Annotated in this window: 12 protein-coding genes; 6 read left to right on the top strand and 6 right to left on the bottom strand. The window is 65.2% G+C overall.

Translation table 11 applies throughout. The features are described 5' to 3' along the window. Window positions 1–135: 135 nt before the first annotated feature. The 3 genes from I6E04_RS01530 (at window position 136) to I6E04_RS01540 (ending at window position 3,749) form a co-directional block, all read left to right on the top strand. Window positions 136–1,212: a glycosyltransferase gene (locus I6E04_RS01530; RefSeq protein ID WP_235421388.1), complete on the top strand. Its 1,077-nt coding sequence runs from the start codon at window positions 136–138 to the stop codon at window positions 1,210–1,212. A gap of 177 nt (window positions 1,213–1,389) precedes the next feature. Next, window positions 1,390–2,349 carry a hypothetical protein gene (locus I6E04_RS01535; RefSeq protein ID WP_235421389.1) on the top strand — a complete coding sequence of 320 codons (960 nt, stop codon included), beginning with the start codon at window positions 1,390–1,392 and terminating at the stop codon, window positions 2,347–2,349. A 128-nt stretch (window positions 2,350–2,477) separates the two neighbouring features. Beyond that, complete coding sequence (locus tag I6E04_RS01540) at window positions 2,478–3,749, top strand: hypothetical protein (RefSeq protein ID WP_235421390.1); 1,272 nt, start codon at window positions 2,478–2,480, stop codon at window positions 3,747–3,749. Window positions 3,750–3,846: 97 nt separating this feature from the next. Here the strand turns inward: I6E04_RS01540 and ettA are convergent, their stop codons facing one another. Beyond that, on the bottom strand, window positions 3,847–5,526 hold the full coding sequence (ettA, locus tag I6E04_RS01545) for an energy-dependent translational throttle protein EttA (protein ID WP_235421391.1): 1,680 nt from the start codon (window positions 5,524–5,526) through the stop codon (window positions 3,847–3,849). Window positions 5,527–5,740: 214 nt separating this feature from the next. Here ettA and I6E04_RS01550 point away from each other — a divergent pair, with 214 nt between their 5' ends. The 3 genes from I6E04_RS01550 (at window position 5,741) to I6E04_RS01560 (ending at window position 7,682) form a co-directional block, all read left to right on the top strand. Beyond that, entirely contained in the window at window positions 5,741–6,511 is a 771-nt protein-coding gene (locus I6E04_RS01550) for a tRNA threonylcarbamoyladenosine dehydratase (RefSeq protein WP_235421392.1), read from the top strand. A 27-nt stretch (window positions 6,512–6,538) separates the two neighbouring features. Then, complete coding sequence (locus I6E04_RS01555) at window positions 6,539–7,303, top strand: TatD family hydrolase (RefSeq protein ID WP_235421393.1); 765 nt, start codon at window positions 6,539–6,541, stop codon at window positions 7,301–7,303. A 109-nt stretch (window positions 7,304–7,412) separates the two neighbouring features. After that, complete coding sequence (locus tag I6E04_RS01560; protein WP_235421394.1) at window positions 7,413–7,682, top strand: hypothetical protein; 270 nt, start codon at window positions 7,413–7,415, stop codon at window positions 7,680–7,682. Between the two features lie 88 nt (window positions 7,683–7,770). Here the strand turns inward: I6E04_RS01560 and I6E04_RS01565 are convergent, their stop codons facing one another. The 5 genes from I6E04_RS01565 to I6E04_RS01585 form a co-directional block, all read right to left on the bottom strand. Beyond that, on the bottom strand, window positions 7,771–8,427 hold the full coding sequence (locus I6E04_RS01565) for an HAD family hydrolase (protein WP_235421395.1): 657 nt from the start codon (window positions 8,425–8,427) through the stop codon (window positions 7,771–7,773). 281 nt (window positions 8,428–8,708) lie between these two features. Then, complete coding sequence (gene pgi / locus I6E04_RS01570) at window positions 8,709–10,403, bottom strand: glucose-6-phosphate isomerase (RefSeq protein ID WP_235421396.1); 1,695 nt, start codon at window positions 10,401–10,403, stop codon at window positions 8,709–8,711. Window positions 10,404–10,961: 558 nt separating this feature from the next. Continuing rightward, window positions 10,962–11,324, bottom strand: a complete 363-nt coding sequence (locus tag I6E04_RS01575; RefSeq protein ID WP_235421397.1) for a hypothetical protein — start codon at window positions 11,322–11,324, stop codon at window positions 10,962–10,964. 22 nt (window positions 11,325–11,346) lie between these two features. After that, entirely contained in the window at window positions 11,347–13,161 is a 1,815-nt protein-coding gene (locus I6E04_RS01580) for an ABC-F family ATP-binding cassette domain-containing protein (RefSeq protein ID WP_235421398.1), read from the bottom strand. A gap of 178 nt (window positions 13,162–13,339) precedes the next feature. Next, window positions 13,340–14,680: an MFS transporter gene (locus I6E04_RS01585; RefSeq protein WP_235421399.1), complete on the bottom strand. Its 1,341-nt coding sequence runs from the start codon at window positions 14,678–14,680 to the stop codon at window positions 13,340–13,342. Window positions 14,681–14,689 lie beyond the last annotated feature (9 nt).

Genomic DNA, 14,689 nt, shown 5'->3' on the forward strand with positions numbered 1-14,689 from the left:
TGAAACGGCGAATTCTGATAGCCGTGCCACGAGCCGGGTACGCACTGGCAAACATCGGCGCGCCGTGGACCTCGCTCGCGCGAAGGCAGCGCGTCCCGATGTTTTGCAGTCCATGGTGAAAGACGGGCGATAGCCATGCATTCGTTTGGAAAACAACCTCAGACCAGCGTCGCGATCGCGCGCCGATCGAACATCGATCGGCTCTCCATCGTCATCGTGACCTATAAGCGACAGGGGCTTCTCCGCGATCTGCTCGATTCGATCGCATCGCTCGCCGGCAAGCCGTGGCGCATCGTCGTCGTGGACAACGAGGACTCCTCGGACACCGCGCGCATGGTCGACGAGCTCGACTCCCGGCTCGAGGCGGCATGGGGCCCGTCCGACCCGGACGATCGCGGCGGCACGCGCCGCGCGGTCTATTTCCCGCAGGCAGACAACCTCGGAGGTGCCGGAGGATTCTCGGCGGGCATCCGCTGCGCCTATGGGCTCGGAGCGCGCTGGTTTTGGCTCATGGACGACGACGTGACCTGCGAACCCGACGCCATCGGCAAGCTTGCCCGCTGGACAGGACGCTTCGACGTCATCCAGGGCTCACGGCTCGATTTCGACGGCGGCGCGTTCTATTGGATGTACCGGTTCATCACGCCGCTCGGCATACCCAGCCCCTTTGCCACCAGCGATCTCGGTCCGGCGGGATACCGTCCCACGAACCAGCTGTGCTTCGAGGGCGGCCTGGTATCGCGGCGCGTCGTCGACGCCATCGGGCTTCCCGACCCTCGATACTTCATCTACGGCGACGACGCGGTCTACGGATACCTTGCGAGCAAGCATTTCCGAACCGCGGTGGTGGCCGACGTCATCCTGCGGCGCGCCCGCGCGATATCGAGCTGGGATATCGCCGGCAAACGCCAGCTCAACTCGACGAGCGACGCCACCCGCTACTACATCATGCGCAACCGCGGCTACACCGCACGGTACCTGCGCTGCAACGGGGATTACCACCGTGTGCTCTACGGGATCGGCACCGCGGCGACGCTCTCCAAGGAACTCATCCGTCTTGTCATGGTCGACCGGTCGTTTGCGACCGGCATCCCCGCGCTCATCCGCGGGATGCGCGACGCGCGCAAGGTGTACCGCGACCGCAGCTGGAAACCGATGCCCCCGCTCGCTCCGAAACGGCGGACAGCCGGGCATGTGGCGCCCGTGCTCTAGGCACGCGGGGAAATCCACAAGATATCCCTGTGTGTCGCCACTTTTTGTGCTCTTGCCGCAGGGGCTTCTATTTTTCCCGACCGGGTACAAAATGCAAAGGACACACCTGACGGCCGTCGTCCTCCGATGGCCGTCATTTCCGCAGCATCGCACCCGGCCATGATGGAGGCACCTACCGTGGCACCTTATAACGATCCGTACACGAACCGACGTCGCACCAGAATCTACCAGCGTCCCGGCGACAACACCGGCAAAGATCGCGACGAGCTGATCGGTCAGACGCAGGCCATCCAGATCAAACCCAAGCTGTTCGACGGGCTCTCCGTCGCCCAGATCATCGCCGGCGCCGCCGCGGCGGCGACCTCCGTCGCGCTCGCATCGTACATCGGCCTCGCCGGCTCGATCATCGGCGCCGCCGTGAGCTCGGTCGTCACCGTCGTATCCTCGCAGCTGTACCGTCGCTTCCTCGATGCGAGCGCCCGGACCCTCAAGGCTGCCGGCGAGAAGCTCCCCCAGCGCGGCTCCTCCCCCGCCGACGGCACCGGCACCGCGGCCGTCACCGCACAGCTCGACACCGCATCCACGCCGCACGCGCGCATAGCCCCCTCCAAGCTCCGCGCTCGCGCGGCCGCGGCGCGTGCCGCCACGCAGCGAAAGGTCATCGTGTTCTCGGTGCTCATCGCCACCGTCGCGGTCGCCGCCTGCGCCGCCGCGATCCTTCTGGGCACGGCCGGCCAGGGCATCGGCGAGAAGACCGAGCCGATCTTTTCCATGCCGAGCACCGCGCAGCACGTGGACGGGACCTCGTCTGCCGACGACGCGGGAGATGCCGTGCGCGCAGATGACGGCGACGGCGACACGACCGGGGCCATAGGGGATACCCAGACCGACACCGATGCGGCACCCGACACGGATACGCCTGTCTCGGGCGAGCAGGGAGCTACGGGTGATACGGATGTCGACCAGGGCACCGATGAGGACGCCACCGACGCCGGCGGCACAACGGACATCGACAGCACCGAGGGCTCGGGCGGCGGCGCATCGTCCGATAGCGGCTCCACCTCGGGCACGGACACCGGAACCTCCGATGGCAGCGGAACCGAGCATACCGTGCCGACCGACGGAGCGAGTGCGTAGCCCCCGTTTACGTGCCGGTCTTCGCGGGACCGGGTCGCAGGCGTCTTCGGCGTGCGGCCCGGTCCCGTTTTTTCGTGGCATACGGATGGTAAGATGGTACGCAGACGACTATCTGGAAAAGAGGAGCCATGGGCGAGCGCGCGATGAAGCCGACCCTGTCGGTCGGAAACCATATCTACCTGTACCGTTTGCTGTCCGAGCAGATCGGATGCGGCAAGCAGACGCTCATGCCCAATGTCGAGGAGGCGTTGGCGTCCGACCGGATGACCGCCGAGGAGCTGGGATTCGATAGCACGCGCGACCTGCTCGAGGCACTCGACGATTTCGTCGAGCTGAAGGTGTTCAAGGGCGGGCGCATCTACGCCACCATCGTCGCGCAGCCCGCTTGGGACGAAGCCCTGGCGGCGCCCGAAAAGCAAAAGCAGGGCGGCTCCGCGAAATCCTGGAAGCGCAAGAAGGCCGACAAGAGCCTGAAGCCCGTAAAACCGAAACGAGTCAGGCGCGAAACGTCACACGAGCCCGAGCCGAACGACACGACGGACGAGCGCATGACCGAGCCGATCGCGGAAGGCGATGCTTCGACAGAGCCCGTCTCGACCGCAGACGGCGCAGTCGAGGCGATCGCGGCCACCGATGGCGCGGCCGAGCCGGTCGCGACTGCCGATACGGCAAACGGAAGCGAGACGGACGGACAGGCGACGTTCGAGCCGGTCGTCGACACGGACGTTGACGCCGCGTCCGCGTCCGAACCCTCCGACCAGGCCGCACATCATGTCGCCGACGATGCGCCAACAGCATCTGATACGGAGCGCGAGCACGCACCGATCGAGGAGGAAGCCCCCGCACAGCAGCCGACCTCCGTCGACGAACCGGAGCAGCCGGCGATCACGCTCACGGTGATCTACGATCCCGAAAACGCCAACGCCGGCGTGACGACGTTGGAATCCACGCCCGGCATCGCGATCAATGCGACGGAACCTATCACGGATGCAGCGACCGAAGAAGATGCGGCCGCGTCCGAGGAAACCGCACAGACCCGACCGGCAGCGGACGAAGCTCCCGAAGCGGCTACTCCGGCGACGCCCGCTCCCGCCGCCGCCCCCCTGCGGGAGCCCGACCTCCCGAGCGACAGCCCCTGCGACTTCGCGCTCGACGTCTATTGCCCCGCCGATCTTCTGAGCGAACTTTCGTATCTGCTCCCCTACGGGGCCGACGTCATGGGCATCCTCACGGAGTACTACCATATCGCCCGCCTGCGCGGCACGATCGAGGTCGGACGCAACCGCATCGCGTTCCCCATGGGCTATACGCGTGACGGTGCGCGCCACGCGGTCACCATCCGTCTGAAGCGAAACACGACGCCCGGTGGCGCCGTTTGGATCATCGATAGCGCCGAATAATCCAGCCGGACGCATATTGGGACAAATGAGGACGGGGCCGTCTCGAGCCATATGGTTCGAGACGGCCCCGTCGCTTGGGTCGACTGCGGATACGTCGCTAGTCGCGGGTGAGCTTGCGGCGGATGCGATGCGGACGGGCGGCGTCCTCGCCCAGACGCGCGACGCGGTTCTCCTGGTAGGCCTCGAAGTTGCCCTCGAACCAGAACCAGTTGCCCGGATTCTCGTCGGTACCCTCCCACGCGAGGATATGCGTGGCCACGCGGTCGAGGAACATACGGTCGTGGCTGATGACCACCGAGCAGCCCGGGAACTCGAGCAGCGCCGCCTCGAGCGAGGAGAGTGTCTCGACGTCGAGGTCGTTGGTGGGCTCGTCGAGCAGCAACAGGTTGCCGCCCTGCTTGAGCGTGAGCGCCAGGTTCAGGCGGTTGCGCTCGCCACCGGAAAGCACGCCGGCACGCTTCTGCTGGTCGGAACCCTTAAAGCCGAAGCTCGCCACGTAGGCGCGGCTCGGCACCTCGGACTCGCCCACGATCATGATGTCGTTACCGTCCGAGACGACCTCCCACAGCGACTTGTCGGGATCGATGCCCTCGCGACCCTGGTCGACATAGGAGAGTTTCACGGTCTCACCCAGCGTGATCGTGCCGGAGGTAGGCTGCTCCAGCCCCATGATCATCTTGAACAGCGTCGACTTGCCCACGCCGTTGGGGCCGATGACGCCCACGATGCCGTTGCGCGGCAGGCTGAACGACAGGTCGTCGATGAGCACGCGTCCGTCGAACTCCTTGTGCAGGTGCTCGACCTCGAGCACCTTGGCGCCCAGGCGCGGACCGACCGGGATGCGGATGTCGGTGTAGTCGAGCTTCTGGCTCGCACGGGCCTCGGCCTCCATCTCCTCGTAGCGGGCCAGACGGGCCTTGTTCTTGGCTTGGCGCGCCTTCGGCGAACTGCGCACCCACTCGATCTCGGCGGCCATACGCTTGGCGAGCTTGGCGTCGCGCTGGCCTTGCGCGGCGATACGCGCGGCCTTGGTCTCCAGATAGGTGGAGTAGTTGCCCTTGTACGGATACAGATGACCGCGGTCGACCTCGCAGATCCACTCGGCGACGTTGTCCAGGAAGTAGCGGTCGTGGGTGACGGCGAGCACGGCACCCGCATAGTTGTGCAGGAAGTGCTCGAGCCACAGGACCGACTCGGCGTCGAGATGGTTGGTGGGCTCGTCGAGCAGCAGCAGGTCGGGCGCCTCGAGCAGAAGCTTGCACAGGGCGACGCGGCGGCGCTCGCCACCGGACAGGACGTTTACCGGCATGTCGGCGTCGGGGCACTGCAGCGCGTCCATCGCCTGGCCGAGCTTGCTGTCGATATCCCAGCCGTCGGCCGCGTCGATCTCGTCTTGCAGCTTGCCCATCTCGGCCATCAGCGCGTCCATGTCGCAGTCGGGGTCGCACATCTCCTCGCCGATCTTGTTGAAGCGATCGACCTTGGCGAGCAGGTCACCGAACGCCATGCGGATGTTCTCGATGACGGTCTTGTCGTCGTCGAGCGGCGGCTCCTGCTCGAGGATGCCGACGGTGTAGCCGGGCGTAAGTCGCGCCTCGCCGTTGGAGACCTCCTCGATACCGGCCATGATCTTGAGCAGTGTGGACTTGCCCATGCCGTTGGGGCCCACGACGCCGATCTTGGCGCCCGGGTAAAACGACAGCGTGACGTCGTCGAGGATGACCTTGTCGCCGTGCGCCTTGCGCGCCTGATACATCTGGTAGATGAACTCTGCCATGAAGAACTCCCCTGTTGGGTCAGTTGATACGTATGCGACCATCGTCGCAGATAACGGAGGCGAACGCGATACGCGCCACCCGTCTCCACGACGAAACCACTGGGGCGCGCGGTAAGAAGGGCCCCATCCCCGTCGCGCGCTCGCCAAGCGTCGCGTCAAGCGGCACGGACCCCTATAATCGTGACCGTACCGTCTAGACGCGAAAGGCATCCGCATGGCAGAGACAGCTACCGATCGACTCCGCATCATCATGGGTGCAGAAGGACTCGCACGCCTGCAGCGCGCGACCGTCATGGTGTTCGGCGTGGGCGGCGTGGGCTCCAACTGCATCGAGGCGCTCGCGCGCGGCGGCATCGGGCGTCTGGTCATCGTCGACAAGGACGTCGTCGCACCGAGCAACATCAACCGCCAGGCGATCGCGTTTACCAGCACCGTCGGACAGCGCAAGGTCGACGCCATGGCCGCCATGATCGCCGACATCAACCCCGACTGCACCGTCATCGCCCGCGACGCGTTCGTGCTACCGGACAACCTCGAGGCCCTCCTCGACGACTGCCTCTCCGCTTGCGACGGACACATCGACTACATCGTCGACGCCATCGACACCGTCGCGACCAAACTCGCGCTCGCCGAACTCGCGCCGGCGCGCGGTATCCCCCTCATCAGCAGTATGGGCGCGGCCAACAAGCTGCATCCCGAATGCCTGCGCATCGCCGACATCCACGACACGGTCCGCGACCCGCTCTCCCGCGTGATCCGCAAGGAATGCCGGCGTCGCGGCATACGCCATCTGCGCGTCCTCTATTCGTGCGAGGAACCGCCCGCCCGCGCGCAGGCGTCCGACCCCGCAGGTACCCGGCCCGAGCTCGGCACCGCGAGCTTCATGCCTCCCATCATGGGCCAGATGATCGCCGGCGAGGTGATCAGGCGGATCTCGGGCGTCGGATGCGAGCGCATCCGACCGGACGGCACCCGCATCGGCTGACGGAGAGCCCGACGGAAAGGAGCACCCATGCGCCTCGTCGACATGCACTGTCATCTCGATCTGATGGCGAACGGGCCCGACGTGGCACGCGATGCCGCCGCGCGCGGACTCGCTCTGTTCGACGTGACCGTCACGCCCGCCGTCTACGAAAAGGCGCGCGACGCCTATGCCGGGATGAGCAACGTCCGCGTGGGAGCGGGGCTGCACCCGTGGTGGCTCACCGACGAAACGTGCGATGAGCGCGATATCGACGAGCTCGTCGCGTACCTTGCGAGCACGCCCTATGTCGGCGAGATCGGGCTCGACTTTTCCGCACGCCATCGCGCGAGCGCCCCGTTGCAAACCGCTGCCCTCACGGCCGTCGCCCGCGCCTGTGCCGAGCACCCCCTCGACGGACGGATCCTCTCGATCCACGCCGAGCAATCCGCAGCCGCGGTCCTCGACATCCTGGAGCGACACGACCTCGTCTCGAACGCCGTCTGCATCCTGCATTGGTTTTCCGGAACGAGCGATGAGCTCACCCGCGCACGGCGGGCGGGTTGCCTATTCTCCATCAACGGGCGCATGCTCGCCACCAAGCGCGGCCGCGAGTACGCACGAATCATACCCGAGCGGGCACTGCTGCTCGAAACCGACGCGCCGCCGGGCGACCATACCCCCTATTCCGCGCAGCTCCTCGAACAGGAGCTCGCCCAGACGCTGGAAGAGCTCGCCGCCATCCGCGGTGCCGACGCCCAGGAGCTCGGAGAATCCATCGCCGCGCGAAGCGCGCGGCTGCTCGACATGCGATAGCGCGCGTTTGCCAAATGCACCGCTTATTCCGCCCTGCAGCGGGTATGGAATACATAGATGCCGGACTCGGCACCCATCGGACCGACCGCGACGAGGAAAGGAGTCCATGATGATCGATCTGCATGCAATCGGTACGCTCGCGGGGATGCTCGCCTCGCTTGCCGTCGTCTATCTCCTGCTCGAGGCGGCTTCGGTTGCTCTGCCGGCGCTCGCAAAGCGCATCGCGCTATGGCTGAACACCGAGGATGATACCGTCGCCTGGGCGCATCGCCCCGTCGCGAGCGCGCCGGCGAGCTTCGCATCCATCGACGGGCGCCATCTACACGCCACGCCGGCGAAGCCGCACATGAACAACCATCCGATACGTCAGGCGGCGTAAGCGCGGTGCGGATTCGGTTCAGTCCAGGGAAGAGAAGGGGGCTTCGGCCCTCTTCTCTTTTGCAGCGAATGTAAAATAACCCCAGGGGTTATTTTACATTGAGCAGGTCGGAGACCTGGTCGATGATGCGGTCGGCGCCCTCTTGCGAAAAGCCGAAGCGCTCCTCGCGCTTGGCGATGACCGTCAGCCCCGCGGCGCGACCGGCGGCGATGCCGTAAACGGAATCCTCGATACAGCAGCACGCCTCGGCGGGCAGGCCGAGCACATCGAGCGTGTGCAGGTAGATCTCGGGGTCCGGCTTGCTTTGATGGAACTGCTCGCCCGACACGATCGGATCGAACATATCGGCCAGGCCGCACGCGGCCAGCACGTCGCGGATGTTTGCCAGCGGCGAGGACGAGGCGAGCGCCACGCGCACACCCATATCGTGAAGCGCCGACACCGTCTCGCGCACGCCGGGGTTGAGCAGCTGGGCATACGGGCGCGGACGGCCGGCCGCCCAACGGTTGTAGATGTCCTCCGCCTCGTCGCCGGTCAGCTCGCCGTAGCCGCCGCGCGCCGCCCACATCTGCAGACTGCGTTGAAAGTCCTGGTGCGACATGCCGACCTGGCGCTTGCGCTCCTCGAGCGTGATACCGAGCCCCAGCTCGTCGCTCATGACGGCAAGCTCATCGAAGTAGAACTTCTCGGTATCGACGATCACGCCGTCCATATCGAAGATAACGGCCTTGAAGGGAAACGGCATCGGAACGATCCTCTCGTTGCGCTCGATTATGGCAGGACACATGCCCTGCCATGATACCGTACCGACATGCCCCGAAATAGCCCGAGGTCGTCTTGATTCAATTCTTACCCATGGGTTTGTCTCAGTTAGAGGCCGCTTCATGAGACAAACCCATGGATTCAAATCCGGAACACGGCCAGCGGGCGGCTGCGGCCCACCCTCCTCCGTCACACAAAAGGCCCGCCTCCCCAAAGGGAGACGGGCCCAGCTAAGGCTACGGAATCGCCCGCATCCAGCAAACGCTACTTGCGGTGCGCGCGGTAGAACTCGATGAGCGCCTTCGTGCTGGCGTCCTGGGCGGCGAGCGCCTCGTCGTCGTGGAACGCAGGCGTGATCTGCTTGGCAAGCTGCTTGCCGAGCTCGACGCCCCACTGGTCGAACGAATCGATGCCCCAGACCGTGCCCTCGACGAAGGTGATGTGCTCGTAGAGCGCGATGAGCGCGCCGAGCGCATGCGGGGTGAGGTCGATGCCGAAGATCGAGGTGGTCGGACGGTTGCCGGTGAAGATGCGCGCGGTCACGAGCTCCTCGGGCGTGCCCTCGGCGCGGACCTCGTCGGCGGTCTTACCGAACGCGAGCGCCTTGGTCTGCGCGAGGAAGTTGCCAAGGAACAGCTCGTGCACGTCCTGGTCGCCGTCCTTGTTGGGGTTCGGGGTGTTAACGAACGCGATGAGGTCGGAGGGGATCAGGCGCGTGCCCTGATGGATGAGCTGGTAGAAGGCGTGCTGACCGTTGGTGCCCGGCTCGCCCCAGAAGATCTCGCCGGAAGCCGTGGTGAGCGGCGAGCCGTCCCAGCGCACGCCCTTGCCGTTGGACTCCATGGTGAGCTGCTGCAGGTAGGCCGGGAAGCGGTGCATGTACTGGTTGTACGGCAGAACCGTGTGGCTCTCGGCGCCGAAGAAGTTGACGTACCACACGTTGATGAGGCCCATCAGCGCGACGACGTTCTCCTCGAGCGGAGTGTTCTGGAAGTACATGTCCACGTCGTGGAAGCCCTTGAGGAAGCACTCGAAGCGCTCGGGGCCGAGCGCGATGATGAGCGACAGGCCCACGGCGGAATCGACGGAGTAGCGGCCGCCGACCCAGTTCCAGAAGCCAAAGGCGTTCTCGGGGTCGATACCGAAGTCGGCGACGAGGTCGAGGGCGGTGGACACGGCGACGAAGTGCTTCTTCACGGCCTCGGCGCGGCTGGCCTCGGAACCGTCGATGGCGCCGGCGGCCTCGAGGGCGTCGAGCAGCCAGGTGCGGACCTCGCGGCCGTTAGTGAGAGTCTCGAGCGTGGTGAACGTCTTGGACACGACGATGACGAGCGTGGTCTCGGGGTCGAGGCCGCGGACCTTCTCGGCCATATCGTTGGGGTCGATGTTGGAAATGTAGCGGCAGTCGATACCAGCGTCGGAGTAGGGCTTAAGCGCCTCGTACACCATGACCGGGCCGAGGTCGGAGCCACCGATGCCGATGGAGATGACGTGTTCGATCTTCTTGCCCGTGACGCCCTTCCACTCGCCGGAGCGGACCTTCTCGGCGAAGGCGTACATGCGATCGAGCATCTCGCGAACGTCGGCCACGCAATCCTGGTCGCCGTCGAACACCGTTCCCGCATCGGAGGCGGGACGGCGCAGCGCGGTGTGGAGAACGGCACGGTCCTCGGAGGTGTTGATGTGCACGCCGCTGTACATGGCGTCGCGACGCTCCTCGATCTTCATCTCGCGCGCGAGCTCGACGAGCAGCTTCATGGTCTCGTCGGTGACGAGGTTCTTGGACAGGTCGATGTGGAACTCGCCCATGTCGAAACTGAGCTTCTTCACACGATCGGGGTCGGCGGCGAACCAGCCCTTGAGGTCCACGCCGGCGGCGGTCATCTCGTCGTAATGCTTCCGCAGCGCGGCCCACGCGGGCGTGCTCGTGGCATCGATGGGAGCGGGAACGGTAGACATATGCGTCCTCCTTGCCTTTCGGCACAGGCGAAGATGGCCGCGATCCCCTATTTTCGCGGTGCCTGCGCCGAACAACCATAGTGACTTCATTTTAGCGCAGCAAGCGCCGTCGACGCCGAACAGGATCGATTTGCCGACGCCCTTTTCGACCGAAGCGGCAGCAAAGGACGCAGATGACCCCGAGGTGTCGTGTATCCGCCTTGCGGTATGCCGTGGCATCGTCCTTCCATGCCCCTGCGCGGCTTCCAAAAGCGTGAATCGTTCTAGGGCGCGATTTTTTCGTGCGCTTTCGCAGATAGGGAAACACCCGTGAACAACGCCGCAGGATTCAACTGGGCTTTTGATAGAGGGTATAGCGCCTATGGATCAGGGGCACCGAAAAATCGCGCCCTAGAACGGCTATGCATCTCCGAGCGTCTCTGGGCGCCCAAAGATATGCAAAAGTAAGGGTAGTCTGATCTAATTATCCAGAAATACGAAAGAGTCCGTTTTGTCCAACATCAAGTACGAAGCTTGTGGAACAGAACAAGCCTCCCGCACGTGCCAGGCACCCTCAGCCTACAGATGCAGTCTACCGACAAGCTCAGGATAACCCCGATCGATCGCGTCGTTGAACTGCTGAGCAAACAAACGAATTCCCAACACCCAAACCAATATCAGGCAAACGATGTCCAGCGCACATACGGCAACGATCGAGAAAGCAAGCGCCGGCGACGGACCCGTCAGATATCCGGTCATCGCGATCAGCACAAAGGAGATCGCGAGCAACGCACATGCCACGATTTGAAACGCGCGTATCCGCCTTCGATGCATCCGCTCCAAAGCGGCATGCAGCGCCGTCAGTTCATCGAGGCTGAACCGGCGCTCCTCGAGCTGTCGGCGCTCATGTACGCTAAGCCTGTTGATATGGATGTATCCCATGTCTCTCCGATCTCCGCGATGCTTAACCATCTAACCGTTCGCTCGCCTCGAGCCATGCGGTCTCAAGGCCGTCGAGTTCGGCTGCGGCGGCATCGACCGCCTGCTGCTGCGCAATAAGGCCGGCGTAGTCGGTCGGTTCGATCGCGGCCATCGCGGCTTTCAGCTCCTCAACCTTCGCGCGACGGCTCTCCATCTTGCGTTCGAGCGACGAGACCTCACGGCGCAGCCGCTGGCGCTCGGTATTGGACAGACCGTCATCGCGTTTGGACGCCAGAGTATCCGTCTCGCGCTTGGGAGCCGCCTGGCCCTTGGAGCCCGCATCCTCGACGAGACGCAGGTACTCATCGACCCCACCCGGAACGTGTCGCAGGCGACCGTCGATAAGCGCATACTGATGGTCGGTCACGCGCTCCATGAGGTAGCGATCGTGAGTGACCAAGATGAGCGTTCCCGGCCAACTGTCGAGCAGATCCTCGACGATGGCGAGCATGTCCGTATCGAGGTCGTTGCCCGGCTCGTCGAGGATGAGCACGTTGGGCTCATCGAGAATCGTGAGCAACAGCGACAGGCGACGGCGCTGGCCGCCCGACAGGTCGCTGATACGGCTCCACAGCTGTTTGGTTGTGAAGCCCAAACGCTCAAGCAGCTTCTCGGGACTCGTCTCCTTGCCATCCACGACGTAGACGCGCTTATAGCGCGACAGCACCTCGCGAATCGTCTCGTCCATGTGTGGCGCCAGCTCGTCGAGCTGCTGCGACAGCACGCCGAAGCGCACGGTCTGGCCGATCTTGACGCGCCCGCGAACCGGCGCGAGGGCGCCCTGGATCACCGACAGCATCGTCGACTTGCCCGCACCGTTCTCCCCCAGCAGACCGAATCGGTCGCCGGCGCCGATCAACCAGGTGGCATCGCTCACGACCGGGGCGAAGGCGCCCGTCCGCGCATCGGTGTAGCCGGCGGTCACGTCCAGCACGTCGATCACCTGCTTGCCGAGACGCGCCACGGCGAGGCGTTTGAGCTCGAGCTCATTGCGCACCGGCGGCACGTCGGCGATCAGGGCGCGTGCCGCCTCGACACGGAACTTGGGCTTGGTCGAACGCGCCTGCGCCCCGCGCGAGAGCCAAGCGAGCTCCTTGCGCGCCATGTTGCGTCTCCGGTCCTCGGCGACCTGCGCCAGACGGTCGCGCTCGACGCGCTGCAGGATATAGGCGGAATAACCGCCCTCGAAGGGATCGACGCACCCGTCGTGCACCTCCCACATGGAGGTGCAGACCTCGTCCAAAAACCACCGGTCGTGCGTGACCACGAGCAGCGCGCCTGCGCCGTTCGACCAGCGCTCCTTCAGGTGCGTCGCCAGCCAGTTGATGGTGCGCATGTCCAGATGGTTGGTGGGCTCGTCGAGCATGAGCACATCATAGGTTCCGATCAGCAGGCGCGCGAGGTCCACGCGGCGACGCTGGCCGCCGGACAGATCGCCGACCCTCCCCTCCCAGGGCACATCGGCGATCAGGCCGTCGAGCACCTGCCGCACGCGAGGGCTCGACGCCCACTCGTACTCGGGCGCATCGCCGACGACGGCCTGGCGCACCGTCGCATCGTCGTCGAGCGCGTCCTTTTGACCGAGCAGGCCGACGCGCACGTCGCGGCGGTGCGTCACGCGACCGTCATCGGGTTCGAGCTCGCCGGCGAGTACCGACAGCAGCGTCGACTTACCGTCGCCGTTGCGGCCGACGATACCGATGCGGTCGCCCTCGTTCACGCCAAGGGTGACCGCATTGAAAATATGCTTCGTGGGAAACTCCAGCTGCACCGAATCGCAGCCCAGCAATATGGCCATCGCGTCGCACCGCCTCGTGATCAGTCGTATTCGACCTTCCATCCTAGCAGGTTGGCTCGAAAAAGCGCCCGAGATGCGCGACGGATGCATCTCGGGCGCCACGTGCTCACGGATGTGGGGCGGAATCGTGCCGCGGTGCGTCACGCGGGCCCACTCCGCGCGATATGTCCGGTAAAGCCTACGCCGCACCGCCCTGCTCGGCGCGGACCCGGTCGACCAGCCCGCGGGCGGCAGGGGCGGCGGCGAGCAGCAGCGCGAGCATGACGACCGCGCCCGCGATCGAGGCCACCCACATCGGCACGAACGACAGGAACACGTCGAACACCATACCCGACATGATCGTACCGAGCGCGTAGCCGAGCATCTCGAGACTCGTGATCCAACCGGTGATCTGCCCCATATCCTTAGTGCCGTACAGGCGCACCGCCACGAGCGGAGGCGCGACCGTGCCCATGCAGGTGCCGAAGCCGAAGAACGTCGCCGCGACGAATGGGCCGACCATCGTCGCCGGGAAGCACATGCCGGCGCTGCCGATCAGACACGCCAGGCTGCCGATGATGATGCCCCACCGCACGCCGACGCGGTCGTACAGCCCGCCGGTCACGATCTTGGACACGAGCACCACAATCATGTTGTAGGAGTAGAACATGCTCGCGAACGCCGCGGTGTGCCCGCCGGTGACGACTTCCTGGCCCTCGACGGTCACCGAGGTCAGGTTGGTGATGGAGTTCGGAATCGCAGCGCCGTTGAGCACGCCCATCACCATGAAACCGGCGACGAGCATCCAAAACGAGGGGTGGACGCGCACGCGCTTCCAACCGACCTCGACGTCCACGATCGCCTCGTCACCGCGAGGCGCCTGCTTGCCGCGCACCTCGGAGGCGGCACCGCTGCCATAGGGCTCGAGTCCGATATCGGACGGGCGGCTGCGGAACACCGCGACCGTGATGGGAAACGACACGACGAAGCACACCGCCGCGAGCACCAAAAACGCCGTGCGCCAGCCGTATGCCCCGATCAGGCCGTTGACAACCGGCCCTAAAATCGCCCCGCCGAAACCCGAGCCCGACAGCGCGATCGCGACCGCGAGGCCCTGCTTGGCGGTGAACCAGTTGGTCACCACGATGGAGATGAGCAGGCGCGTGCCCGCCACGACCACCAGGCCGTCGATGGCGAACAGCACGAACAGCTGCCACGCCGAACCGACGCAGGCGAACCCGACGAGCGCCGCCGCGGTGATGGCCACCGACAGGCCGCCTAGGATGCGTCCCGGCACCCGGTCGACCACATTGCCGACCACGAGCGCACCGACGATGGACACGAGCGTGGACAGCGAATTGGCCGTGTTGTAGGTGCCCACGCTGATGCCCAGGTCGGCCACGATGTGCGGCTGGAACAGCGACATGCCGCTCACCATGATGGTGTAGCAGGTCGCCATGATGAGGAATCCCGCCAGGACGAGCCACCATCCGTAGAACGGCTTGCCCGTGCGGGCGTCGCCCGCATGCATCTGAGTCATGATCGATGT

Origin of the sequence: Collinsella tanakaei (assembly GCF_021531055.1) — a bacterium.
GTDB classification, from domain to species: domain Bacteria; phylum Actinomycetota; class Coriobacteriia; order Coriobacteriales; family Coriobacteriaceae; genus Collinsella; species Collinsella tanakaei_B.